21 protein-coding genes, 1 tRNA gene and 1 pseudogene are annotated in these 24,617 nt (G+C 63.2%); 16 read left to right on the top strand and 7 right to left on the bottom strand.

Going from position 1 to position 24,617, the window contains the following annotated elements; genetic code table 11:
- The 3 genes and pseudogenes from narH to VF769_RS13850 all read right to left on the bottom strand — a co-directional run.
- Nucleotides 1–377, bottom strand: a pseudogene (gene narH / locus VF769_RS13860) (nitrate reductase subunit beta); the annotation flags it as partial.
- A complete protein-coding gene (locus tag VF769_RS13855; protein WP_331009013.1) occupies nucleotides 377–4,105 on the bottom strand; it encodes a nitrate reductase subunit alpha in 3,729 nt (1,242 codons plus the stop codon). The gene VF769_RS13855 and the pseudogene narH, both read right to left, overlap by 1 nt.
- A 12-nt stretch (nucleotides 4,106–4,117) precedes the next feature.
- Nucleotides 4,118–6,859, bottom strand: a complete 2,742-nt coding sequence (locus VF769_RS13850; protein WP_331009012.1) for an MFS transporter — start codon at nucleotides 6,857–6,859, stop codon at nucleotides 4,118–4,120.
- Nucleotides 6,860–7,125: 266 nt separating this feature from the next.
- On the opposite strand from VF769_RS13850, the gene VF769_RS13845 reads away from it, so the two are divergent.
- The 15 genes from VF769_RS13845 (at nucleotide 7,126) to VF769_RS13775 (ending at nucleotide 20,341) form a co-directional block, all read left to right on the top strand.
- Complete coding sequence (locus VF769_RS13845; protein WP_331009011.1) at nucleotides 7,126–7,923, top strand: cyclic nucleotide-binding domain-containing protein; 798 nt, start codon at nucleotides 7,126–7,128, stop codon at nucleotides 7,921–7,923.
- Nucleotides 7,916–8,524, top strand: a complete 609-nt coding sequence (gene mobA, locus VF769_RS13840; RefSeq protein WP_331009010.1) for a molybdenum cofactor guanylyltransferase — start codon at nucleotides 7,916–7,918, stop codon at nucleotides 8,522–8,524. The genes VF769_RS13845 and mobA overlap by 8 nt, the downstream gene beginning before the upstream one ends.
- On the top strand, nucleotides 8,521–9,513 hold the full coding sequence (gene moaA, locus VF769_RS13835) for a GTP 3',8-cyclase MoaA (RefSeq protein WP_331009009.1): 993 nt from the start codon (nucleotides 8,521–8,523) through the stop codon (nucleotides 9,511–9,513). The genes mobA and moaA overlap by 4 nt, the downstream gene beginning before the upstream one ends.
- Nucleotides 9,510–9,764: a MoaD/ThiS family protein gene (locus VF769_RS13830; protein ID WP_331009008.1), complete on the top strand. Its 255-nt coding sequence runs from the start codon at nucleotides 9,510–9,512 to the stop codon at nucleotides 9,762–9,764. Before moaA ends, VF769_RS13830 begins: the two co-directional genes overlap by 4 nt.
- A 3-nt stretch (nucleotides 9,765–9,767) precedes the next feature.
- On the top strand, nucleotides 9,768–10,505 hold the full coding sequence (locus VF769_RS13825; RefSeq protein ID WP_331009007.1) for a sulfite exporter TauE/SafE family protein: 738 nt from the start codon (nucleotides 9,768–9,770) through the stop codon (nucleotides 10,503–10,505).
- Nucleotides 10,502–10,960, top strand: a complete 459-nt coding sequence (locus tag VF769_RS13820) for a molybdenum cofactor biosynthesis protein MoaE (RefSeq protein ID WP_331009006.1) — start codon at nucleotides 10,502–10,504, stop codon at nucleotides 10,958–10,960. Before VF769_RS13825 ends, VF769_RS13820 begins: the two co-directional genes overlap by 4 nt.
- On the top strand, nucleotides 10,957–11,499 hold the full coding sequence (moaB, locus tag VF769_RS13815) for a molybdenum cofactor biosynthesis protein B (RefSeq protein ID WP_331009005.1): 543 nt from the start codon (nucleotides 10,957–10,959) through the stop codon (nucleotides 11,497–11,499). The genes VF769_RS13820 and moaB overlap by 4 nt, the downstream gene beginning before the upstream one ends.
- A gap of 2 nt (nucleotides 11,500–11,501) precedes the next feature.
- Nucleotides 11,502–11,987, top strand: a complete 486-nt coding sequence (gene moaC / locus VF769_RS13810; protein WP_331009004.1) for a cyclic pyranopterin monophosphate synthase MoaC — start codon at nucleotides 11,502–11,504, stop codon at nucleotides 11,985–11,987.
- Nucleotides 11,984–13,171, top strand: coding sequence for a gephyrin-like molybdotransferase Glp (gene glp / locus VF769_RS13805; protein WP_331009003.1), 1,188 nt, complete (start codon nucleotides 11,984–11,986; stop codon nucleotides 13,169–13,171). Before moaC ends, glp begins: the two co-directional genes overlap by 4 nt.
- Before the next feature lie 80 nt (nucleotides 13,172–13,251).
- Complete coding sequence (hemN, locus tag VF769_RS13800; protein WP_331009002.1) at nucleotides 13,252–14,577, top strand: oxygen-independent coproporphyrinogen III oxidase; 1,326 nt, start codon at nucleotides 13,252–13,254, stop codon at nucleotides 14,575–14,577.
- 6 nt (nucleotides 14,578–14,583) lie between these two features.
- Nucleotides 14,584–15,765 carry an NnrS family protein gene (locus VF769_RS13795; RefSeq protein ID WP_331009001.1) on the top strand — a complete coding sequence of 394 codons (1,182 nt, stop codon included), beginning with the start codon at nucleotides 14,584–14,586 and terminating at the stop codon, nucleotides 15,763–15,765.
- Nucleotides 15,766–15,819: 54 nt separating this feature from the next.
- Nucleotides 15,820–16,983 (top strand): 5-demethoxyubiquinol-8 5-hydroxylase UbiM, encoded by a 1,164-nt coding sequence (gene ubiM, locus VF769_RS13790; RefSeq protein WP_331009000.1) that lies wholly within the window; start codon nucleotides 15,820–15,822, stop codon nucleotides 16,981–16,983.
- Between the two features lie 21 nt (nucleotides 16,984–17,004).
- Nucleotides 17,005–18,537, top strand: coding sequence for an acetolactate synthase large subunit (locus tag VF769_RS13785; RefSeq protein ID WP_331008999.1), 1,533 nt, complete (start codon nucleotides 17,005–17,007; stop codon nucleotides 18,535–18,537).
- On the top strand, nucleotides 18,534–19,922 hold the full coding sequence (locus VF769_RS13780; RefSeq protein WP_331008998.1) for an FAD-binding oxidoreductase: 1,389 nt from the start codon (nucleotides 18,534–18,536) through the stop codon (nucleotides 19,920–19,922). Before VF769_RS13785 ends, VF769_RS13780 begins: the two co-directional genes overlap by 4 nt.
- Entirely contained in the window at nucleotides 19,919–20,341 is a 423-nt protein-coding gene (locus tag VF769_RS13775; protein WP_331009014.1) for a carbonic anhydrase, read from the top strand. The genes VF769_RS13780 and VF769_RS13775 overlap by 4 nt, the downstream gene beginning before the upstream one ends.
- Before the next feature lie 252 nt (nucleotides 20,342–20,593).
- Here VF769_RS13775 and VF769_RS13770 read toward each other — a convergent pair.
- Nucleotides 20,594–20,684, bottom strand: a tRNA-Ser gene (locus tag VF769_RS13770).
- A gap of 130 nt (nucleotides 20,685–20,814) precedes the next feature.
- Between VF769_RS13770 and VF769_RS13765 the strand changes: the two genes are divergently transcribed.
- On the top strand, nucleotides 20,815–22,497 hold the full coding sequence (locus VF769_RS13765) for an exopolysaccharide biosynthesis polyprenyl glycosylphosphotransferase (protein WP_331008997.1): 1,683 nt from the start codon (nucleotides 20,815–20,817) through the stop codon (nucleotides 22,495–22,497).
- Nucleotides 22,498–22,534: 37 nt separating this feature from the next.
- Here VF769_RS13765 and VF769_RS13760 read toward each other — a convergent pair whose 3' ends face one another.
- The 3 genes from VF769_RS13760 to VF769_RS13750 form a co-directional block, all read right to left on the bottom strand.
- A complete protein-coding gene (locus tag VF769_RS13760; protein ID WP_331008996.1) occupies nucleotides 22,535–23,155 on the bottom strand; it encodes a thermonuclease family protein in 621 nt (206 codons plus the stop codon).
- 158 nt (nucleotides 23,156–23,313) lie between these two features.
- Nucleotides 23,314–23,583, bottom strand: a complete 270-nt coding sequence (locus tag VF769_RS13755; protein WP_331008995.1) for a hypothetical protein — start codon at nucleotides 23,581–23,583, stop codon at nucleotides 23,314–23,316.
- A 133-nt stretch (nucleotides 23,584–23,716) separates the two neighbouring features.
- Entirely contained in the window at nucleotides 23,717–24,472 is a 756-nt protein-coding gene (locus tag VF769_RS13750; protein WP_331008994.1) for a glutathione S-transferase family protein, read from the bottom strand.
- Nucleotides 24,473–24,617 lie beyond the last annotated feature (145 nt).

Here is a 24,617-nt window from a genome sequence, read left to right as displayed (position 1 = left end):
CGCGGCCGCGCGGTTGGAAACGCCTGCATTTCCGGGGCTGTTTGCAGATGCGCGTAGTCGAAATCGAACGGCTCGTAATAATCGTCGATCTCGGGCAGATCGGGGTTGGCGAAGATTTTCGCCAAGATGCGCCATTTCGGGCCCATCTTCGGCTGCAGCTTGCCGCCGCGCGTCCGTTCCCAGCCGCCATTCCAACGCTTCTGGTTTTCCCATTCGCGCGGATAGCCGACACCCGGCTTGGTTTCGACGTTGTTGAACCAGGCGTATTCAACGCCTTCGCGGCTCGTCCAGACGTTCTTGCAAGTCACCGAGCAGGTGTGACAGCCGATGCACTTATCGAGATTGAGCACCATGCCGATTTGAGCACGAACTTTCATCAGCGGCCCTCCTTCGCGGCGAGCGGCTGTTCCAGCCAATCGACCTTCTTCATTTTGCGGATGATGACGAACTCGTCGCGATTGGCGCCGACCGTGCCGTAATAGTTGAAGCCATAGGCCAGCTGCGCGTAACCGCCGATCATATGCGTGGGCTTCAGCACCGTGCGCGTCACCGAATTGTGGATGCCGCCGCGTTGGCCGGTAAGCTCGGAGCCAGGCGTGTTCACGATCTTCTCTTGCGCGTGGTACATGAGGGTCATTCCCTCTTTCACGCGCTGTGAAACCACTGCGCGCGCCGTGAGCGCACCATTGGCGTTGAAGACCTCGATCCAATCGTTGTCGACGATACCGGCTCGCTGAGCATCCTTTTCGGAAATCCAAACCACCGGGCCACCGCGATTGAGCGTCAGCATCAGGAGATTATCGGTGTAGGTGGAGTGGATACCCCATTTCTGGTGCGGCGTGATGAAATTGAGCACGATCTCCAGTTCGCCGTTCGAGCGCTTGTTGTGCAGTGGCGCGACGGTCTTCAGATCGACCGGCGGCTTATAGACACATAATTGCTCGCCGAACGCGCGCATCCAGAGGTGATCCTGGTAGAGCTGCTGGCGACCCGTCAGCGTGCGCCACGGGATCAGCTCATGCACGTTGGTATAGCCGGCGTTATAGCAAACCTTCTCGCTCTCCAGGCCTGACCAAATCGGTGACGAAATGATCTTGCGCGGCTGGGCGACGACATCGCGGAAGCGGATTTTTTCGTCCTCTTTCGGCAACGCGAGGTGGGTGTGGTCGCGGCCCGTCTGTTTGCCGAGCGAATCCCAGGACTTCACGGCGACTTCGCCGTTCGTCTCTGGCGCCAGCATTAAAATGGTCTCGCAAGCGTCGATCTCGGTTTCGATTTTCGCCAAGCCTTTGGTCGGCCCATCCAGCACCTCGCCATTGAGATGCTTCAGCAGCTCCACCTCGTGCTCGGTATTCCAGCCGATGCCTTTGCCGCCATTACCCACCTTCGTCATCAATGGGCCAAGCGCGGTGAAGCGGCGATAGAGATTGGGGTAGTCGCGCTCGACGATGCTGATCTGTGGCCCGGTCTTTCCGGGGACCAGATCGCATTCGCCTTTCCACCAATCCTTCACGTCAAACGGCTGCGCCAGTTCGGCGGCGCTGTCGTGCTGGATCGGGGTGAGCACCACATCCTTCTCGACGCCCAGCACTTCGGGGCAGACATCGGAGAACGCCTTTGCGATCGCCTTGAAGATTTCCCAATCCGGCTTTGCCTCCCATACTGGATCCACGGCGGCGGTCAGCGGGTGGATGAAGGGGTGCATGTCCGACGTGTTGAGATCGTTCTTTTCGTACCACGTCGCCGTCGGCAGCACGATGTCACTGTAAACGGCCGTCGTGGACATGCGGAAATCGATAGTGACGAGGAGATCGAGCTTTCCTTCCGGCGCCTCGTCGCGCCAGGTGACATCAACCGGCTTACGGCGGCCGGTGTCGCCAAGATCCTTGCCGAGCACGCCGTTCGACGTGCCGAGCAGATGCTTCAAGAAATATTCGTGGCCCTTGCCAGAGGAGCCCAGCAGATTGGAGCGCCACACGAACATATTGCGCGGCCAATTGTCGGGATGGTCAGGGTCCATGCAGCTCATTTCGAGCCGCTTCGAGGCAAGCTCACGCGCCACATATTCGCGCGCGTCACCGCCGGACTTCTCCGCCGCCTTGGCCACATCGAGCGAGTTGGACTTGAGCGCCGGCGCCGAGGGCAGCCAGCCCATGCGCTCGGCCTTGGCGTTGTAATCGACAAAAGTCTGACCCCAATCGCCTTCCGGCGCCGTGGGCGAGAGGATTTCCTTCACGTCGAGCGTCTCGTAGCGCCATTGATCGGTGTGCGCGTAAAAGAAGCTTGTGGAGTTCTGCTGCCGCGGCGGCCGAATCCAGTCGAGTGCGAAGGCGAGCGGCGCCCAGCCGGTTTGCGGGCGCAGCTTCTCTTGACCCACATAATGCGACCAGCCGCCGCCGGACTGACCAATGCAGCCACACATCGCGAGGAGATTGATCACCCCGCGATAATTCATGTCCATGTGGTACCAATGGTTCATCGCCGCGCCGATGATCACCATCGACTTGCCATTAGTCTTTTCGGCATTGGCGGCGAAGCCGCGCGCCACGGCGATGATTTGGTCGCGCGGTACGGTGGTGACCTGCTCGGCCCACGCTGGCGTGTAAGGCTCGATGTCGTCGTAATTCGACGGCATGTGTTCGCCGCCGAAGCCTTGATCGACGCCGTAATTGGCCATGAAGAGATCATAGACGGAAGCGACCAGCGTCTCGCCGTCCTTCAGCGCCAGGCGCTTCACCGGCACGCGGCGCATCAACGTGTCGGGGTGATCCGTGGAGGCAAAGCCGTTCGACGCAGTGTTGGCGAAGTAAGGGAACAACACTTCGGCGATATCGTCATGCGCGCCTTTAAGACCGACGCGCAATTTGACGTCGGCGTTGTTGCCGTCCTTCTCCTCGAGATTCCATTTGCCCTGCTCGCCCCAGCGGAAGCCGATCGAGCCCGTGGGAACGACAGCTGCCCCGGTGGCGTCATCTATGCCTACGGTTTTCCATTCCGGATTGTTCGCCTGGCCAAGGCCGTCAGCAAAATCGGAGGCGCGCAGCAGGCGCTCCGGCACATAACGATCGCCCTGCTTCACCAGCCGCACGAGCAGCGGCATATCCGTGTAGCGGCGCACGTAATCCTTGAAGTACGGCACGTCGCGATCACGATGGAATTCGGTGAGCACGACGTGGCCCATCGCCATCGCCAGCGCGGCGTCTGTGCCTTGCTTCACAGATATCCAAAGATCGGCGAATTTCGACGCTTCCGAATAGTCGGGACAGATAACGACGGACTTCGCGCCCTTGTAGCGCACCTCCGTATAAAAGTGCGCGTCCGGCGTCCGCGTCTGCGGCACGTTGGAGCCCCACACCAGGATGAAGCCCGAATTGTACCAATCCGCCGATTCGGGCACGTCGGTTTGCTCGCCCCAAGTCTGCGGGCTCGCCGGCGGCAGATCGCAGTACCAATCGTAGAACGAGCCACAGACGCCGCCGAGCAGCTGCAGATAACGCGCGCCAGCCGCGTACGAAATCATGGACATCGCTGGGATCGGCGAGAAGCCGAACACGCGGTCTGGACCGTGCTTCTTTACGGTGTAAGCGTTGGCGGCGCCGATGAGTTCGGTGACTTCATCCCATGTCGAGCGCACCAAGCCGCCGCCACCGCGCAGTGCGGTGTAGTGCTTGCGCTTCTTCGGGTCCTCAACGATGGAAGCCCACGCTTGCACTGGCGACTTTGTCTTGCGCGCCTCGCGCCACAATTTCAGCAGACGACCGCGCACGAGCGGGTACTTCACCCGATTGCCGGAATAGAGATACCATGAATAGGAGGCGCCGCGCGCGCAGCCGCGCGGCTCGTGATTGGGAAGATCAGGCCGCGTGCGGGGGTAATCGGTCTGCTGCGTTTCCCAAGTGACGATGCCGCCCTTGACGTAAATCTTCCATGAGCATGAGCCGGTGCAATTTACGCCGTGCGTGGAGCGCACGATCTTGTCGTGCTGCCAACGCCGTCGATAGGCCTCCTCCCACGAACGATCCTCATCGTTCATGACGCCATGCCCCTCGGAATAGAGTTCGGTTTTTCGCTTGAAGAAGGTCAGACGGTCTAACGTATGGCTCATGCTCTTCCCCTCTTAGCTCGCCGCTTTCGCCGCATCGGACGGCGCACTGCGCTTGTTTTCGATATCGAATAGAAGCCCGCCCGGTCGCGCATATACGAACCAGGTGATGGCCAGGCAGGACACGTAGAAAATCAGGAATCCCATCAGCGCCGCCGTCGCGCTTCCTGTTTCGGCGATTGAGAAGCCGAAGCTCTTTGGAATGAAGAAGGCGCCGTAAGCCGCGATCGCGGAAGTAAATCCGGTGATCGCCGCCGATTCCTTTTCCGCCTGCTTCAATTGATCCGGCGCAGGCGTTTGCGGCGCCAGGCGCGCGATCTCCTTGCGCATGATCGCGGGGATCATCTGGAACGTCGATGCGTTGCCCACGCCGCTTGCGAAGAAGAGCAGCATGAAGCAGGCGAAGAAGCCCGCGAACGCGCCTGGCTGATCCTTGGCGCCCAGGAAATAGATCACGCCGATCGTGCCCAGCATCATCAGTGCGAACACCGCGAGAGTCACACGCGCACCGCCAAAGCGATCCGCGATCCACCCAGTGAGGGAACGCGACAACGCGCCGACCAGCGGACCGAGGAACGCGATTTGCAGCACGTTCACCTCCGGAAACTGGGTGGCCGTCAGCAATGGGAACGCAGCTGAAAAGCCGATGAACGAGCCGAACGTACCGGTGTAGAGCCAGCACATGATCCAATTCTGCGTGCGGGTGAAGATGACCGATTGCTCGGCGAATGACGCCTTCGCGGTCGAGAGATCGTTCATGCCGAACCACGCCATGAACGCGGACACGACAATGAAAGGCACCCAGATGAAGCCGGCATTCTGCATGAACAGCGTGTCGCCAGCGCTCGTCACTTGCCCTGCCCCGCCGAAGCCGCCGAACACCGCCATGGTGATGGCGAGCGGCACCAAGAATTGCATGGCGCTGACGCCCAAATTGCCGAGCCCGGCGTTCAGAGCGAGCGCGTTGCCTTTCTCGTTGCGTGGGAAGAAGAAGCCGATGTTTGACATCGAGCTGGCGAAGTTGCCTCCGCCAAGGCCGCACAACAGCGCAAGCCCAAGCATGATCCAGTACGGCGTTTCCGGATTCTGCACCGCGACGCCAATGCCCAGCGCCGGCGCCAGCAACGACCAAGTCGTCAGCGTGGTCCACAACCGCCCGCCGAACACTGGCACCATGAAGGAGTAGAAGATGCGCAGAGTCGCGCCCGAGAGACCGGGCAGAGCCGCGAGCCAGAAGAGTTGATCGGTTGAGTAATCGAAGCCAATCAATGGCAGCTTCGCCACAACCACGGACCACACCATCCACACGGCGAACGACAAGAACAGCGACGGGATCGAGAGCCAGAGATTGCGGCTGGCAATCTTGCGGCCCGTCTCGTTCCAGAACACCGGGTCTTCCGGGCGCCAATCGGCGATGAGCCCCGGTTCTGTCGGCTTATGTTTCGCCGGCTCGTGGATCGGCTGCATTTCCGGGAATTGGGGCAACGACTCCAGCTGCTTGCCGACCGCTTCGCGCTCCATCTGACGGATCGCAAAGTGCATCCAGAGCAACGAGCCCGAAACAATGAAGAACAGCAGCATGAAGCAGCTGGTCCATATGCCGGTGAGGTCGTTCAGCACACCGAACGCGATCGGCAGCACGAAGCCGCCAAGGCCGCCGATCATGCCGACCAAGCCGCCGACCGAGCCCATGTCCTTCGGATAATAGACAGGGATGTGTTTGAAGACCGCGGCCTTGCCGAGGCTCATGAAGAAGCCGAGCACGAACACAAGCACTGTGAACGCGACGAGCCCCGTCTCGAGCCGGAATGCGATCGGCCCACGGATTCCGTCGATGACGTAGCTCGTCGGCGGGTACGACAACAGGAACGTCGTCGCGATGCCGACAAGGAAGGTCCAATACATGACCTGACGCGCGCCCACTTTGTCGGACAACATGCCGCCATAGACACGAAAGAGCGACGCCGGCACCGAAAACGCCGCCGCCACCATGCCGGCAGTCTTCAGATCAAGATGATAGACGCCAACGAGATAGCGGGGCAGCCACAGCGCCAACGCCACGAACGCGCCAAACACAAAGAAATAATAGAGTGAGAAGCGCCACACCTGGATGTTCTTCAACGGCGCAAATTGTTCGGCCATGCTGCGTGGCTTCACGCCCTGAGCGCGCCGCGCCGCCAGGTCCGGATCGTCCTTCGTAAACAGGAAGAAGAGCGCGGCGATCACCACCAGGCCAAGGGCCCAGATCTGCGCCACGGCTTGCCAGCCCATCGCCAGAAGCACGAACGGCGCGATGAATTTCGTGACCGCCGCGCCGACATTGCCGGCGCCGAAGATGCCGAGCGCCGTACCCTGCTTGGCCGATGAATAGAATTTCGAGACGTAGGTTACGCCGACCGCAAACGTGCCCCCGGCAATCCCCACTCCAAGCGCGGCGATGAGGAATTGCGGGTAGGTTTGGGCGTACGAGAGTAAGAAAGTCGCCAGCGCAGCCGCCAGCATCACCAGCGGAAAGACGACCCGACCACCATATTGGTCTGTCCAGACACCCAAAAACAGACGGATGATCGAACCGGTAAGGATCGGCGTGCCGATCAGCAATCCAAATTGCGTTTCGGTGAGCCCTAAATCTTGTTCGATCTTCACACCGATAATGGAGAAGATCGTCCAGACCGCAAAACTCGCGGTGAAAGCCAGCGTGCTCAGCCACAATGCGGCGCCCGCGCCAGCGCTCGCTTTTACGTCTTGTCCCGCCATGAGTTCGGCCCCTGCATGTGTGGCGATGCGCATGCAGAAAGCGGCAAGTTTGCGGGAAAGCGTTTGATGTGCATCAAGTGGACCGAGCTTCGTTGGATAAATTCTGCGCTGCGGCGACGTCACTTGATCTTTGTGGTGCGCTGAGATGGCAAATTATCAAGCCAAGTCCGTAGGATACGCGACAAAGTACGCAGACTTGATTTGCATCAATTCGTCATTGCATGATCTGCGTCATCAATTGCCACGCTGCACTCGGGAGGTTGAGCGTGCGCACCAGCGATATCGAGCGCGTGAAAGGCCTGCCACTGTTCGCGGACGCGGCGCCGGACACACTGCGCGTGGCAACTGCCGGCGCGCACTTGCAGCGCTTTCCAGCCAACACGATGTTGCTGCTTGAGGGCGATCCCGTTGATTTTCTTTACGTGTTGCTCGACGGCCAAGTCGAACTTCACGGAACCTGGAATGATCGCGAGACGACCTTAGCGATCCTTCGCCCCGTCTCCACGTTCATTCTCGCGGCCGTCGTTCTCGATGCGGAAGCGCTGATGTCGGCGCGCACGCTCGACAGATGCGAGATTCTCATGATCCCCGGCGATGCGATTCGCACCGCGATGCGTCTGGATCCACGCTTCGCCATGGCCGTCTCGCGAGATCTGGCGGGATGTTATCGCGGCCTAGTTCGCACCATCAAGAACCACAAGCTCCGCAACAGCACCGAGCGTCTCGCCAACTACCTCTTGCAGCTGCGTGCAGCCGACAACTCGGGCAGCGTTGTGCGCCTCCACCACGAGAAGCGCGTGCTCGCTTCGCTGCTCGGCATGACGCCGGAAAACCTCTCTCGGGCCTTTGCCGCCCTGCAGCGACATGGTGTGAGCGTACATGGTGCGGTCGTGTCGCTCGGCAATATCGGCGCGCTTGAAGCGCTCGCCAAACCCGACCCGCTAATCGACAACCACGCGCCGCGCATCGGCGATATCATTGCCGATGCCGACGCGGAGATTTGGTCGTCGGAATGGTACAAGACCACCGGTCCCGGCGCGGAGGCGGCAAAGCGCCATGGATAGGCTTTGCCCTCTCACCTTGAGTACGGGCGGTCTGCTGCTGGCGGGGGGCCGCTCCAGCCGCTTCGGCGCTGAGAAGGCCGTTGCGCCGTTTGGCGGGCGCTTGATGATGGATGCAGTGCTCACGCGCTTCGGCGTACTCGCCGCTTGCGCCGTGAGCGCGCGCACTGAGTCGGCCGCGGCCGCGCATGCCCAAGCGCTTGGGCTGACCATTCTGCACGACGCACCCGATGCGCCGGCGGGACCGCTCGCTGGGATCGCCGCGGGGCTTGCGTGGGCCAAGACCGCCAAATTCAAAGTGCTCGCCACGGCCCCGTGCGACGCCCCCCTTCTGCCGCTCGATCTGTTTCCGCTGCTGCTCGCTTCAATGGGGGATGCGCCGGCGGCGCTGGCCGTGACCGATGCTGGCGAGCATCCTCTTTGCGCGGTGTGGCGGGTAGAGATGGCCGAGTACATCGCCGCTGAGCTGACCGATGGGCGCCATCCACCGGTGCGCGCCCTGCTCGCCGCGCACGGCGCCCGCCGCGTCCACTTCAGAGATGTGCACGCCTTCGCCAATGCGAACACGCCCGATGCACTTGAGGCGCTGGAGCGCGCGGCATGAAGCCGCTCATCGATCCTTTCGGGCGCACCATTTCCTATCTGCGCGTTTCAGTGACGGATCGTTGTGACCTGCGCTGCATCTATTGCATGAGCGAGCGCATGCGCTTTCTTCCGCGCAAGGATCTGCTTTCGATTGAGGAGCTTGATCGGCTGTGCGCCGCCTTTGTCGCGCGTGGGGTGCGACGACTCCGCTTTACCGGCGGCGAGCCCTTGGTTCGGCGCGGCTTCTTGGACCTTCTTGAAGCGGTATCGCGTCATCTGGGCCAGGGGCTTGATGAAATCACGCTCACCACGAATGGCGTTCAACTTGCTGACTTCGCGGAAGACTTGGCGCGCATCGGCGTCGAGCGCGTGAACGTGTCGGTCGACTCACTCGATCGCGGGACATTCGCCCGCATCGCCCGGCGCGATCGCCTCAGCGACGTGCTCGGCGGTATCGAAGCCGCGGTCTCGGCGGGGCTGAAGGTCAAGATCAACACTGTCGCTCTTAAGCACGACAACGCGCATGAAATTCCGGACCTCATCCAATGGGCCCACGCGCGGGGCCACGACATCACCTTGATCGAAACCATGCCGCTCGGGGAAATCGACGAAGATCGCACCGACCAATTCCTCTCGCTTGCGCGTGTGCGCGAAGATCTCGCCTCCTATTGGCGCCTCACCGACTTGCCGGATCGCACTGGCGGCCCGGCGCGCTACGTCCGCGTCGAAGAAACAGGCGGCCGCTTGGGGTTCATCACCCCACTCACGCACAATTTTTGCGAGGGATGTTCGCGTGTCCGTCTGACTTGTACGGGACGGCTCTATCTTTGCCTCGGCCACGAAACATCGGCGGACTTGCGTGCGCCGCTCCGCGATGACGCCTCCGACGTTTCACTGCAGGCCGCGATCGACGCCGCGATCGCTCTGCGCCCCAAGGGGCATGATTTCCAGATCGAACGTCTGCGGACGCCGGCGACGGAGCGTCATATGTCGGTGACGGGCGGATGACGCGCATCTTGTTCTTCGGTCGCCTCCGCGACGTTGCCGGCTATTCCGAGCGCGACTTGGAAATACCCGATACCGTCGCCACGGTGACGGATTTGCGCGCCCTTCTCAGTGCGGACGATCCCGAACTGGGTGACGCCATCGCCGCGCGCGGCGTACGCGTCGCGGTCAATCAGAGCTTCTGCCTCAACGAACTGGCCTCCGTGCGCGATGCGCGTGAAATCGCCTTCATGTCACCGCTGAGCGGAGGCTGAGCCATGGGCGAGAGCATGATCCTCTATCTCGCCCTGGCTATAGCGTCGGCGGCGGCCCTCTATTCCTCCGTCGGTCACGGCGGCGCCTCCGCCTATATCGCGCTCATGGCGTTAGCGGGCCTGGCGCCTGACGACGTACGACCAGCCGCGCTTGTCCTCAATATCGTTGTAGCCGGCCTCGGCGCATTCCGCTTCATCCGAGCCGGCCGTTTTGATTGGCGCGTCTTCTGGCCGTTCGCAATTGCAGCCATACCGACCGCGTTTCTTGCGGGACGCATTGACATGCCGGAGCACATCTATCGCCCGCTGCTCGCGTTCGCCCTCGCTGCGGCGGCATTGCGCTATCTCGTCTGGCCCCAGATTGACGCCATCAAGCCGAGTGCGCCGCCATCACCGCGCGTCGCACTCCCCGCCGGCGCCGCATTGGGCGCGCTCGCCGGGCTCACCGGCATTGGTGGCGGCGTCTATCTCTCGCCGCTGCTTGTCTTCGCCGGATGGGCCGATCCCCAACGCGCCACCGGCATCGCCGCGTGTTTCATCGTTGTAAATTCGCTGGCGGGTCTTGCTGGTCGCGCGTCTTCGTTGGCGAGTCTGCCCAATTTTCTGCCTTGGCTTGTCGCCGCGGCGATCATTGGCGCCTTGATCGGCACAACGTGGAGCCTGAAAGGCTTAAACCACGCGGGTGTTCTGCGCGTTCTTGGACTCGTGCTCGGCATTGCCGCGGCGGCGATTATCGCATGATCCGGGCTGTCGTCACCGCCGAACCATTCCCACCCGCCCATGAGGTCGCGCGCTTTGCTGCGGCGCGCGGCGATCAATGTGGGGCATTAGCGAGCTTCGTCGGCTATTGCCGGGGCCACGCGGGCGAGAGCTCTGTGACCGCGCTTGAGCTGGAGCATTATCCTGGCTTCACGGAACGCGAGATCGAGCGGCTCGCCCAACACGTAAGCACCAAGCACGCCCTCGATGCGCTTCTCGTCATCCACCGCGTCGGAATCATCCCAGCAGGTGAGGCGATAGTGCTTGTCGCGGCGCAGAGCGCCCATCGCGCCAACACCTTCGCCGCCGTTGAAGAAATGATGGATTATCTCAAGACCGACGCGCCGCTCTGGAAACGCGAATCTGGACCGGACGGCGCGCGCTGGATCGAACCCACAAACGAAGATTACGCACGCCGTCAGGAGCATGGCGCATGAGCCCGCACGCTTGCCGCATTGATGAAAACCTTCCCTTCAAGCCGGTGCATGTCGCCGTCCTGACGATTTCCGATACACGCGATATCGAAAGCGACACCTCAGGCGCGTTGCTGGCCGAACTCGCGCAGCGCGATGGACACCGCATAGGCGCGCGCGCGTTTGTGCGCGACGATGTCGGTGAAATTCGCGCTCAGGTGAGCGCCTGGCTCGAAGACCCGCACATCGATGTGATCGTCTCCACAGGCGGCACGGGCCTCACCGGGCGCGATGTCACGCCGGAGGCGCTGCGCCCGCTCTTCGAGAAAGAGATCGATGGGTTTTCAGTCGTCTGGCACATGCTGAGCTATCAAGGCGTCGGCCTCTCAACGCTCCAGTCGCGGGCGTGCGCTGGTGTGGCCAAAGGAAAATTCATCTTCGCTCTCCCCGGCTCTAACGGCGCCTGCCGCGACGGTTGGGAGAAGATCATCCGCTGGCAATTGGATAGCCGCCACACACCCTGCAACATGGTCGAGATCATGCCGCGCCTGTTGGAACGATAGAGATGAGCGAGCGACTCACGCATTTGGATGACGAAGGCCGTGCGCGCATGGTCGATGTTGGCGATAAACCCGCCACGGCGCGCGAAGCGATCGCGCAAGGGCGTATCCGCATGGCGCGCGGGACCTTGCAGCGCGCCATCAGCGGCGACACGCCTAAGGGCGATGTCCGCGCGATCGCCGAAATCGCCGGCGTCATGGCAGGCAAACGCACCGCAGACCTCATCCCGCTTTGCCACCCCATCGCGCTTTCGAGCCTGAAGGTCGACGTGGCGCCAGATGAGACCACGCCCGGCTTTCTTGTGACGGCCCGCGCGAGAACAACCGGTCAAACCGGCGTTGAGATGGAAGCGCTCACCGCGGTTTCGGTCGCTTGCCTCACGCTCTACGACATGCTCAAGGCGATCGATCGCGGCATGGTCATCGAAGGCGTCGGCTTGATCGAAAAGCACGGCGGCGCCAGCGGCTCTTACGTGCGCGACGCATCATGATTGGCGTAGCCCAAGCCCAAGCCCTCATGCTCGCCGCCGCAAATCCGGTGGAGACCGAACAGGTTTCCTTACGATCGGCGCGCGGACGAACGCTCCGCGAAGATATTATCGCCGCCCGCGCCCAACCACCGTTTCGCGCCTCGGCGATGGACGGCTATGCCCTCCGCGCCGCAGACACACCGGGCGTCTTGCGCATGATCGGCGAAACCAGCGCAGGCCGCGCACTTGATCGCGCGCTCAACCCCGGCGAATGCGCGCGCATCTTTACTGGAGCGCCGCTTCCGGATGGCGCCGATTGTGTGCTGATCCAAGAGGACGCTGTTCGCGACGGCGATCAGCTAACATCGCCGCCAAGCGCAGCAGGGCGCCACGTACGAGATGCCGGTGTGGATTTCGCAATCGGCGACGTACTGCTCCGCACCGGTCGTCTCATGGACGCCGCCGCCATTGCGCTGGCGGCGGCGGCTGGGCGCGCATCGCTCCAGGTCGCGCGCGCGCCGAAAGTGGCTGTCTTGAGCGGCGGCAATGAGATAGTCCCTCCCGGCACGCTCCCGGCGCCTGACCAAATCTTTGACTCCATGAGTTACGGCATCGCTGCTCTTGCCGAAAGCTGGGGCGCCGGCGCCAACACGCACGCTCCGTTCCGCGACGACGCCAGCGCAATCGCCACGTCCGTCGGACAATCCATCGACACTCACGATCTTACGATCATCGTCGGCGGCGCCTCGGTGGGCGACCATGATCACGCGCGTCCTGCTTTGCGGCGGCTTGGTGCGGAATTCCTGTTTGAGAAGGTCGCGCTGCGACCCGGAAAGCCGACCTGGTTTGCGCGCATTGGCGAAAAGCTCGTGCTCGGGCTGCCGGGCAATCCGGCGTCCGCCTTTGTCTGCGCCCGCTTGTTCTTGCGGCCGCTCCTCGACCAGCTTTGCGGACGCGATCCGATGGCGTCGATGCGCGCCACAAGCGCACGCACCCGGACGCCTCTGGCGGCAAATGGTCCACGCGCGACTTATCTGCGCGCGCATGTCGAAGCTGACGCCAGCGGACAGCTTTGGGCGCGCGCGCCACACAATCAGGATTCATCGCTGATCTCTGTATTCGCAGGCGCCAATGCCTTGATCGTACGTGCGCCGGACGCACCGACGGCGCCGGAGAGCGCGCTCGTCGACTTGATCTACCTCTGACTACTTCTGTGCGCTTGCGCCGCATCGGCGCTTGACCAACGTCAATCGTCTCCGCGCCATCCCGCGTGATGATCACTGACATGGATCCGCATCTCCTCCCCTACGCGGAACGTCAAGCGCCGCGTTACACCTCATATCCCAGCGCGCCACATTTCAGCGCGGATGTCGATGGCGCGCTCTATCAGTCCTGGCTTGGCGCCTTGCCTGAGAGCGCCGCTCTCTCCCTTTACTTGCACATCCCCTATTGCAAGCAGCTCTGCTGGTATTGCGGCTGCAATACCTACCTCACGCGCGGTGGCGACATTCCCGATTTCGTCACGACGCTGATGACGGAGATTGATCTCGTCGCCTCCGCGATCGGCTCGCACAATGTGAGCGAGATCCATTGGGGCGGTGGTACGCCAAACATCCTTTCTCCGGATGAATTTCTGCGGTTGCAGCATCATCTGGATTTTTGGTTCGATCTGGCGCCGAACTTGTCACACGCCATTGAACTTGATCCCCGTCATGTCACGCGCGCGCTGGCGACCACCTATATTCAAGCGGGCGTTAATCGCGTCTCGCTCGGCGTTCAGGACCTCAACCCGCATGTGCAAACGGCGATGGGCCGGGTTCAGCCGCAGGCGCAGGTCGCTGAAGCCGTCGCTATACTCCGTGGGGCGGGCATCACGGACCTCAGCTTCGATCTCATGTATGGTTTGCCCCATCAAACCGTTCAGGATGTCGCCCACACGATCCGCCTTGCGGCAGACTTGGCGCCCAATCGCATCGCTCTGTTCGGCTACGCCCATGTGCCTTGGTTCAAGCGCCGCCAGCGCCTGATCGACGCCGACGCCTTGCCAGATGCTGAGGCGCGCTTCGAACAGGCGGAGCTCGCGCGCACCCTTTTGTGCGATCTCGGCTACGAGAGCATCGGCTTGGACCATTTCGCAAAGCCGGGCGATCCACTGGCCAAAGCGGCGCACGCCCGCACGCTCCATCGCAACTTTCAGGGCTACGTTCCAAGCAGTGCGGACGCCCTGATCGGCTTCGGTCCCTCCGCGATTTCGCGCCTGCGCGAGGGCTACGCGCAAAACATCCCCGCAGTGCGAACGTGGGCTCGGGTTGTGGAGTCCGGTCGCTTGCCGACCGTACGCGGTCACACGCAGAGCGCTGACGATGCGCGCCGCGAGGCCATCATTGAATCCCTCATGTGCGACTTAGAAGTCGATCTTGCGCCATTTGGCGGCGCCGCCGCCTTTACCGCCTCCCTCACCGCGCTCGCGCCGCTTGCACTGGACGGCTTGGTCGAGATCAACGGCGATATCATTCGCGTGCCGACAAATATGCGAGCGTTTTGCAGGCTCGTCGCCTCCGCGTTTGACGCCTACGCCAATGCCGGCACGCAACATTCAAAGGCAATCTAAGACGCGATGACAAGCACCGCGGAACGCTATCGCACTTATCAAGGGCCCGCTCTCTTCAGCATGGGCTTTCGCCCGTTCTTTGTGCTCGCGGCATTGTGGGCGGCGATCGCGGTTCCGGTTTGGGTGGCGGCGTTTAACGGCTGGCTGCCTGCGGAGCATTTCAATCGCGACTGGCACGCCCACGAAATGGTGTTCGGCTATTTGAGCGGCGTGATTGCCGGCTTCTTGCTGACAGCCGTGCCGAATTGGACCGGAAGGCTGCCAGTCACGGGCGCGCCGCTCATGGGGCTGGTTACGCTCTGGTGCGCGGGCCGCGTCGCCATGCTGGCGCCTAACTTCGCTCTGGCGCCTGTGTTCGACGCATCGTTTCTGTTTGTGTTCGCGCTGGTGATCGCGCGTGAGATTATCGCTGGGCGCAATGTGCGTAACATCCCGGTGCTAGCGCTCCTCTGCGTGCTCGCAACCGCCAACGTGCTCTCACATCTGCGGCCATTCGATCCTGATTTGGCGCTCCTTGGCGAGCGCATCGGCATTGGCGTGGTCTCGATGTTGGTGGCGCTGATCGGCGGACGCATCGTGCCAAGCTTCACCCGCAATTGGATGGCCAAACAGCGTATGGCGCCCGAGCCCGTAGCGTCATCGCGGTTTGATGCGATTGCGCTTGGCGTGGCGGCCATCGCACTTAGCCTCTGGGCGGCGATGCCGACGCACTTTGCTACAGGTCTCATGCTCACACTGGCGGGCGTGCTTCATTTGGCGCGGCTTGCGCGCTGGCAAGGCTGGCGCACGCACGCTGAACCCTTGGTGCTCGTGTTGCATGTGGGCTATCTCTGGCTCTGCCTGGGCTTGCTGTTGAGCGGCCTAGCCATTCTGCCACTTGGCGTCGTTCCTGCGGCGAGCGGGCTGCACGCCCTAACCGCCGGTGCCTTTGGCGTCATGACGCTTGCGGTCATGACGCGCGCCAGTTTGGGGCATACTGGCCAGCCACTCACTGCCACCCCACGCATCAGTGCTATCTACTGGCTGGTCAATCTGGGAGCTGCCTTGCGCGTCGCCTCGCCGCTTCTCCCAGACATGTACGCGCCCATGCTCGCCGCATCAGCATTCGCCTGGAGCGGCGCGTTCGTTTGGTTCGTCGCTGTCTATGCGCCGCTCTTGCTGCGCCGCCGCGTGACAATCTCCCGGTGAAATCATCTTGCGCCATCTCAAAGCCAGCGCGACCTCGAACGGTAAGAGAAAGCCATGAATGAGTATGATCTTATCATCGTCGGCGCCGGGCCGGCCGGCCAGAGTCTGGCGGCGCGTCTCGCACAAGCGCCCTTGCGGATCGCCTTGATCGACGGTGAGTCAAAAGCCACGCTGGCGGCGCCAGCCTATGACGGACGCGAAATCGCACTCACGCAAACCTCGATTGCACGCCTGAAGCAACTTGGCGCCTGGGAGCGTCTGGCGGAAGCAGAGGTCGCCCCACTTACGCGCGCGCAGGTGCTGAACGGCCAATCGCCCTACGTGCTGAGCTTTGCTGATCAACCCGGAAACGCGCTTGGCGCCCTTGCGCCAAATTCCGCCATCCGGCGCGCCTTGTTTCAAACGATCGCCGGCCAAGAGAATTGCGATTTCCACACCGGCCGCGCGGCGACAATTGACGCGATTGACGCGAAGGGCGCGCAGGTGCGTCTCGCGGACGGCGCCATCATCCGTGGTAAAATGGTCGTCGCCGCCGATACGCGTTTCTCCTTGCTCAGGAAGAGCCAAGGCATCAGCGCGCACATGCTCGACTTCGGCCGCACCATGCTGGTTTGCCGCGTACAGCATGCCAAGCCGCAGAACGGCGTCGCCACTGAATGGTTCGGCCACGGTCAGACGGTCGCCATGTTGCCGCTCCGTGGCGATCAGTCTTCCTTTGTGCTGACGCTCAGCGCACACGCCATGCAAAGCGTTATGGCGCTATCTGACGTGGATTTCGCGCGTGATGTCGAGCGGCGCACCCAAGCGCGCTGGGGCAAGATCGCGCTCACAAGCACGCGCCACGCCTATCCGTTGGTCGCCGTCTATGCCAGCCGCTTCGTTGGGCCCCGCTTCGCTCTCATCGGTGACGCCGCCGTCGGTATGCACCCTGTCACGGCGCATGGCTTCAATTTTGGTCTTCGCAGCGCCTACGCGCTCGGAGACGAAATCCTGCGCGCGTTGAGGGCGGGCCGCGACATCGCCGACTCGCGAGGCTTAGCACGGTATGAGCGCGGGCATCGCCGCGCCACGCTTCCCCTTTACGCCGCCACCAATGCGATTGCGCAGCTCTACAGCGACGAACGCCCATTTGCGCGGGTTGCACGCACGGCGGGCTTGCGTCTGATGAACGTTGCACCAGGCGCTCGCCGCCTCGTCGAGGCGAGTTTGCGCCATTAAGCGAGCGCCAGGGAGAGACACATGAAGGCAGCGCAAAGATTGCTCGAAATGGCGGCGCAAGAAGGCGTCCGCGCCTGCTTCGCCAATCCCGGCACTTCGGAGATGCACCTCGTCGCCGCGCTCGATGCAGCACCTTCCATTCGCCCAGCGCTTTGCTTGTTCGAGGGCGTTGCCACGGGGGCGGCGGACGGATACGGCCGCATGACGCAAACGCCAGCGCTCACGCTGCTGCACTTAGGTCCAGGCCTCGGCAACGGCTTTGCCAATCTGCACAACGCCTATCGCGCGCGCACGCCCATCGTCTCACTCGTCGGCGAACACGCGACCTACCATCGCGCCAACGACCCACCGCTCGCCAGCGACATCGCCGCGATCGCGCGACCTGTTTCCGCATGGCTTGAGACCGCTGGGTCGGCGAAGGATTTGCTGCGCTTCGGACGCGATGCGATCGCAGCCGCGAAACGCCTAGGCCCGGCGACACTTATCTTGCCGGCGGACGCAGCGTGGAGCGACGACGAGCCGGATTTGCCTCCGCCCGTAGCGGACGTTGAGCCTCGGAATGGCGTGTGGGTGGAATGCGCGGCGCGCGCCCTTGGCCCGCGCACCCTTCTCTTGCTGGGCGGACGCCACCTCACCGCCAGCGCCTGCGACGCAGCACAGCGCATCGCGGCGGCAACCGGCGCGCTGGCGCTGATCGAGACCTTCCCCGCACGCGTACGTCGAGAGGGCGCCGGTGCAGACTTAAAGCGCTTGCCCTATCTCAGCGAAATGGCGGCAGCGACGCTCGCACAAATCGAGACGGTGATCCTCGCCGGCGCCGCCTATCCCGTGGCGTTCTTCGCACTACCGGGACGGCCCTTGCGTCTCGCGCCAGACGGCGCCCGCGTAATTGAACTCGCGGCCGCCGGCGCCAATCTAGAGACGGCGTTGCTCGCGCTTGCCGATCTGCTGAACGCGCCCGAGCTTGCCTCGCGTCATGCAGAGCCGCCGCCGAAACCAGACTCAGAGGGCGCGCTTGATCCGATGTCGTTTGCGCAATGCATCGCGGCGACGCTGCCCAACAATGCGATTGTTTGCGACGAATCCAATACGGCCGGCCTCTTCTGCTACGACGCCTGCGCCAGCGCACCGCCGCATGACTGGCTTACGCTCACGGGTGGGTCGATCGGCCAAGGGCTGCCGCTGGCCACCGGCGCCGCCATCGCCTGCCCGGACCGGCGCGTGCTCGCGCTAGAAGCAGACGGCAGCGCGCTCTACACGATCCAAGCCTTGTGGACGCAGGCACGCGAGCGATTGAACGTCACCAACGTGATCTTGAACAATGGCGCCTACGCCATCCTGCGGCTCGAGATGATGCGCGCCGGCGTCAACACGCTCTCGGACGCGGCGAACTCGCTCTTCGACCTGCGCAATCCATCGATCGATTTCTGCGCCATTGCGACGGGCTTCGGCGTACCCGCGCAGCGCGTAGCCTCGCCGCAGGCCCTTGTCGCGGCGTTAGAGCGCAGATTCGCCGCCCCAGGCCCTTCACTCATCGAGGTGATGCTTCCATGATCCCGCTCTCAGATTCGCTGCAAACGGAACTGCGGGAGCTGCTAGGCCCACGCTTCAGCACCACCGCCGCCATCCGCGATCAGCATGCCGGCGGCGGGATGCATTTGCCGCCGCTGCCGCCGCAAGCGGTGGCCAGCGTCGAAAGCCTCGACGAAATCGTGCGCGTCGTGCGCGCCTGCGCAGATCATGGCGCGCCAATCATACCCTTTGGCGCCGGCACATCGCTTGAGTGCCACGTGGGCGCGCCGCGCGGGGGCGTATGCATGGACGTCTCCGCCATGAAGCGCGTTCTGCGGCTCAGTCCAGAAGATCAAGATTGCACAGTCGAGGCCGGCCTCACGCGCATCGCGCTCAATGAACATCTGCGTCACACTGGGCTCTTCTTTCCGGTCGATCCTGGCGCTGACGCCACCATCGGCGGCATGGCGTCCACGCGCGCCTCCGGCACAACGACGCTGCGTTATGGCGGCATGCGCGAGAACGTGATGGCGCTCACCGTGGTCACACCGGACGGACGCGTCATTCGCACCGCCCGGCGCGCGCGCAAATCCTCGGCGGGCTATGACCTGACGCACCTGTTCGTTGGCAGCGAGGGCACGCTGGGCGTCGTCGCAGACGTAACACTACGCCTGCACGCGGCGCCCGAAGCAACCAGCGCCGCCGTGTGCGCCTTCCAATCTCCCTTCGGCGCCGCCTCCACAGTGATCGACGCGGTGCAGTGCGGCCTCCCGCTGGCGCGCGCCGAATATCTGGATGCGGTGAGCATGCGCGCCGTCAATCGCGCGTTCTCCACCGCCTACGCCGAAGCGGACACGCTCTTTCTTGAGTTCCATGGCTCACCCGAGGAGGTCGCCCACTATGCAGAGCGCGCACGCTCCATCGCCAACGAAAACGGCGGGGGCGCCTTTCAGTGGGCGATCGAGACCGAGGCACGCAACGAACTCTGGAAAGCGCGCCACAACGCAGGCTTCGCCACGCTTTCGCTGCGACCCGGTGCACGCCCATGGTCGACCGACGTGTGCGTGCCGATAAGTCAGCTTGCGCGTTGCATCGAAACCACCAAGCGCGACATTGCCGATCTGCCCTTTCCGGCGGCGGTGCTCGGCCACATCGGCGACGGCAACTTTCACGTGATCCTCTTGGTCGATCCAGAATCCGCCAATGAACGCATCACCGCGCAGCGCTTCAATGATCGTCTCGTGGCGCGCGCGATCGAGGCGGAGGGAACGTGTACGGGCGAGCACGGTGTGGGCCTCGGCAAACGAGAATCGCTCCGCCATGAATTGGGCGAGGCCGTCATGCTGATGCGCGACATCAAACGCGCCCTCGACCCCCGCGACCTGATGAATCCCGGCAAGATCTTTCTTCCTGACGAGGCCGCCTGATCGTTTGCGGTCATTACGGATGCGGCGGCGTCGAGCGCGCGCTGGGATCGGAACGCTCAGCCCTTGTTGATCATTGGTTGCAGCCGATCGTCATGCTCTACCGCAAACACCGCGCCACGTTTGACGCCATGGAGGATCCGAGCGCGCGCGCGGCGCGTATGTGCGAGGTCAATGTTCAGATGCAAGTGCGCCGAGTGGCCGCCATCCCATCCGTCGAGAACGCCTGGTCGCGGGGTCAAACACTGCACGTGCATGGCTGGGTTTACGGAATGCACGATGGATTATTGCGCGACGTTGGCCCCACCCTCAGCAACATTGCCGATCGCGACGCGCTCCCAAGCATCGACGATTGCGTGCTGGCGAACTCTCACAAGCCACGACCGATTGAACTGGCCGCTGACCTTTTTTGGAGGCCGTGACCTGGACATAGAGCCCTTGGCCGTCGGCGTAGCGGACGTGCGTCCGAAGCTGACGGAGCTTCAAATATCGGTCAATTGTCCGATCTGCTTGGCCACACGGCCGCTCCCCCACCCACCACGTACCCACCGCGTGAGGCCGATAGTCAGACGACGTCAACGGACGCCCGCGGCGCCCGCTCTTTGATAACGCTCTGATTTCAATGAGTTTTTCGATCAGCGGCGGATGCCGGCGTACGCCCGCGGACACCCCGCTGGCGGAGACGGAGGGATTCGAACCCTCGGTACCCGGTTAAGGTACGCTCCCTTAGCAAGGGAGTGCCTTCAGCCACTCGGCCACGTCTCCGGCGGGGCGGAACGCTTAGCCGCCGCCCCCCTGCGCCGCAAGGCGCCTTGTCGCGCCATGAACATGGTTAATTGGCGCGGGCTTTGCGCGAACCGTCCCGAAGAATTTAGTCCCCAGGGCGAAAACACCTATGTTTCCAGCCGCAACGCGCCGTCCGCGCGCCAATATGGCCCACGCACCGGCCCGCTTTGAGCCGGTGGATGCCGCGTTAACCAGCGAACAGCGCGAAGCGCAGCGCATCGCCGACCAAGCGGCGGCGTTCTGTCTGTTCGGCCTCAAGATAGCTCTCGACGACGAGGCCTATTGGACGGACGCCACTGGGGCCTATCGCGCGGACGCTGCGGCGCCGCCGTCGCCCGCCAACGACCCGCAATACGTTCCCCCGCCCACCACCTTCGCCTTCCCCGACCTGCCCCAACGCGGGGCGCATCTCAGCACGCGCACGCCGATGCAGACGCTGCGCATCATCGATTGGGCCGCGGTCCTCCTCATCGCGCACGTTGCGGCGCTCTGGGGCGTGGGCGCGGGCCTGACCGCGCTCTCGCTGGGCGAAGCCGCCGCCTTCCTGCTGTCCGCGGGCGCGCTCAAGGCCGGCCTGTGGCTCACCGAAGCCTATCGCGCCACGCCCGCCGCCATGCGCCCCGAGGGCGCCGTCGGCGGCCTCGCGCTCGGCGTCATCGCCGGCATCATCATCGCCAACCTGATCGCGCCCGACGCGCGCGCCGCCGCCGCCCTCGCCACCACGTTGCCTGTCGCCGCCATGCTGCTGGCGGGCATACACGCCGCGATCGCGGTCTGGGCCAACGCCGCGCACAAGAAGGGCGTGTTTTCAGAAAACGTCGTCATTGTCGGCGCGACAGAAGCGGCCAAACGCATCATCGCCCGCGCCAAACGCGCCGGCGATATGCGCATCGTCGCCGTCGTCGACGACCGTCTCTCGCGTGTCCCCGCGCGGCTTGGCGCCGCCCCGGTCGGCGGCAACATCGACGATCTCATCGCTTGGGAGGGCCTGCCGCACGTCGACCGCATCATCATCACGGTGACGCAAAAGGCCGAAACCCGCGTGCGCGCCATGATCGAACGCTTGCGTCCAATCCCGAACCGCGTCGATCTGCTGCTCGATTATCAAATTCAAGGCGTCCAGGGCCGGCGCGTCGAGCGCCTGAACGGCGCGGCCGTGGCGTGCGTCTCCGGCCGACCGCACAATTATCGCCGCGCCCTGGTCAAGCGCGCCTCCGACCTCCTCATCGGCGGCGCCATGCTCGCGGCCTTCGCGCTGCCAATGCTCATCATCGCCATCGCCATCAAGTGCGACAGCAAGGGCCCGATCCTCTACCGCCAGCAGCGCCATGGCTTCAACAACCGCATCTTCACCGTCTTGAAGTTCCGCACCATGCGCGTGCGCCCCGAAGAGAAAGCCTTGCTGCAGGTCCAAGCCGCCGACCCGCGCATCACCCGCCTCGGCCGCTTCCTGCGCAAGACCAGCCTCGATGAATTGCCGCAATTGCTGAACGTGTTGCGCGGCGACATGAGCCTTGTCGGCCCGCGTCCGCACGCCATCAACATGAAGACGGCCGAGCGTGATCTTCAGCACATCGTGGCTGAGTACGCGCATCGCCATCGCGTGAAGCCGGGCCTCACCGGCTGGGCGCAGGTCAACGGCTCGCGCGGGCCGGTGGAAAAACCGTCGGAGCTGCGTCGACGCGTGAAGCTCGATCTGGAATACGTGTCGAACGCTTCGCTCTGGCTCGACCTGCAGATCCTGTGGCGCACCTTGCCTTCGCTGCTCGGTGACAAGGAAGCGACACGCTAAGCGCGGTCAAGATGGAGCGCCGCCGCTCCGAATAGCGCTAGAACTTGCTCCAAGCGCCGCAAGCCTTGCATGAAATCGGGATGGCGCGTGTCTTGCCGATTTGCGCAAGCCCGCCATGCGGCCCGCACCAGCGCTCGCGTTTGCCGCGCCACGGCCGCGCGAAACCCTTGGCGACCAGCGCTTCACCCAAATCAGCGCCGTCCGCATACACGAATGCGATACGTCGGCCGTACTGATCCCAGCGCCACGTCCGGCGCACGGTGACCGCCTTTGCGCGGTTCACCAACGCTACGACAGCCAGCCGCGCAAGCTCCCCGCGCTGCGCCTCGTTTGCGCACTTGGCGCCCTCGCCCGTCTCGGGCGCGTCGATGTTGGCGAAACGATAGCGCACGCCGCTGACGGCATCGATGATCGTGTCGCCATCAAGGACGCACGGCTTCATCACGACCAGATGCAATTTTTCAGGAAAGCGGTTGGCGAACTCGTGCCACAGCCGGCGGCCGGCACGCTCCAGCGCTAAACTCAGAAGTGCTGCAATCAGCACGCCCCACAGGATCGCTTCGACGATCTCCGCCGGCGTGGCGCGCGCGCTGAGCACAGGCTCATAGGTCGCGATCAGCCCGACAAGGAGCACCGCGACGAACACAGACGCCAGCATCCAGCGCTCGCGCCAAAACAAGAGCGGCGCGCGCCTTTGCGTGTGTCGAGAGGGAGGGACAACACTCATGGCTGTCACGCAAAGCAGCAGGCGCTATCGCCCACGACGTTGCACGCGCGAGCCAAGAGGCGCTCGCGCCTTGCCTTCTGCCTTGACGCTTAGTGGTGCTTCACGCTCAGCCACTCGCGCGCGCTGCGCTGGGCTTGGGCGATTTCGTCCTTCGACATCATGTCCGACAATTCGCGGCGGCATTCCTTCGCCGCCTCCGAACCGCGCACAGCGGCGAGATTGAACCACATGTGCGCTTGCACCAGGTCGATCTCTGGGCCGGTCGAATAGATCAGGCCGAGCTTGTAAAGATTGTCGCAATCACCAGCTGCGCGCACAGCGGCGTGTGCTTCCGCGATTTCAGAATCCGTGAACGCCATTTTGGCGGCTCCCTTGGTATCAATTGGGAACGCCCCGGATTGCCCGATGTACGCTCCACCCCATCGACGTGCATTTCTCGCGCCGTCGGGATGGATCAATGTCATGCTTTAATTGCGATAAGCTTAAGCGCGATCAGCCTTGTTTTGATTTCGCGTCGTTCACCGAACTCGACGTTTGCCCGAACAGGCTTTTGGCCATGTCGCGCACCTGATCCTTACTCAATTCTTGCTTTTGTCTGAGCTCGTCACCGGCCGCGAGCGCGCGCTGCACCGCGGGACGTGTGTAGATCTGATCGACCCATGCTTTGAGCTTTGGGAAATCCTCGAAGGTCTGACCTAGCTTGTGCACGATGCGCGCCCACGGCCAGGACGCCATGTCCGCGATCGAATATTCATCGCCGCCGAGATGGGCGCTCTCTTCCAAGCGCCGCTCCATCACGCCGCACAGCCGATTGAGCTCGTTCACGTAACGCGCGCGGCCATATTCAATGAGCGCCGGATCGTCGACCAGCTTGGGCGCGTAATTGATAAAATGGCTGGCTTGCCCGGCCATCGGTCCCAAGCCCGCCATCTGCCAGAACAGCCACTCATCCACTTTCTGACGCGCGCGTTCATCGCTGGGATAGAATTTTCCCGCCTTGCGCCCGAGGTACTGGAGAATGGCGCCGGACTCGAACACCGAGATCGGCGCGCCGCCCGGGCCGTCCGGATCGACGATCGCCGGCATGCGATTGTTGGGCGAGATTTTCAGGAAGGCCGGCGCGAATTGTTCGCCCCGGCCGATGTTCACCGGCTTCAATTCGTAGGGGAGGCCCATCTCCTCCAGCGCGATGGAAATCTTCCAGCCATTCGGCGTCGGCCAGAAATAGAGTTCGATCGGCTTGGTCATCGGCGCCCCTTGCTTTGGCTCGGAGACAACATGGGCGATCAGGTCGAGCCGCGCTAGAGCCGGCGTAGTCCGCCATACTTGGACTCACATCCGCGTGACCCGAAACCGCGCCGATTCAGCCCAGATTCATCCCAAGCTCATCCTT

It is taken from the genome of Vitreimonas sp. (assembly GCF_036392335.1).
GTDB lineage: Bacteria > Pseudomonadota > Alphaproteobacteria > Caulobacterales > Aquidulcibacteraceae > Vitreimonas.
Note: the sequence above shows the minus strand (reverse complement) of the source record. Positions and strands in the feature narration are given on the sequence as shown.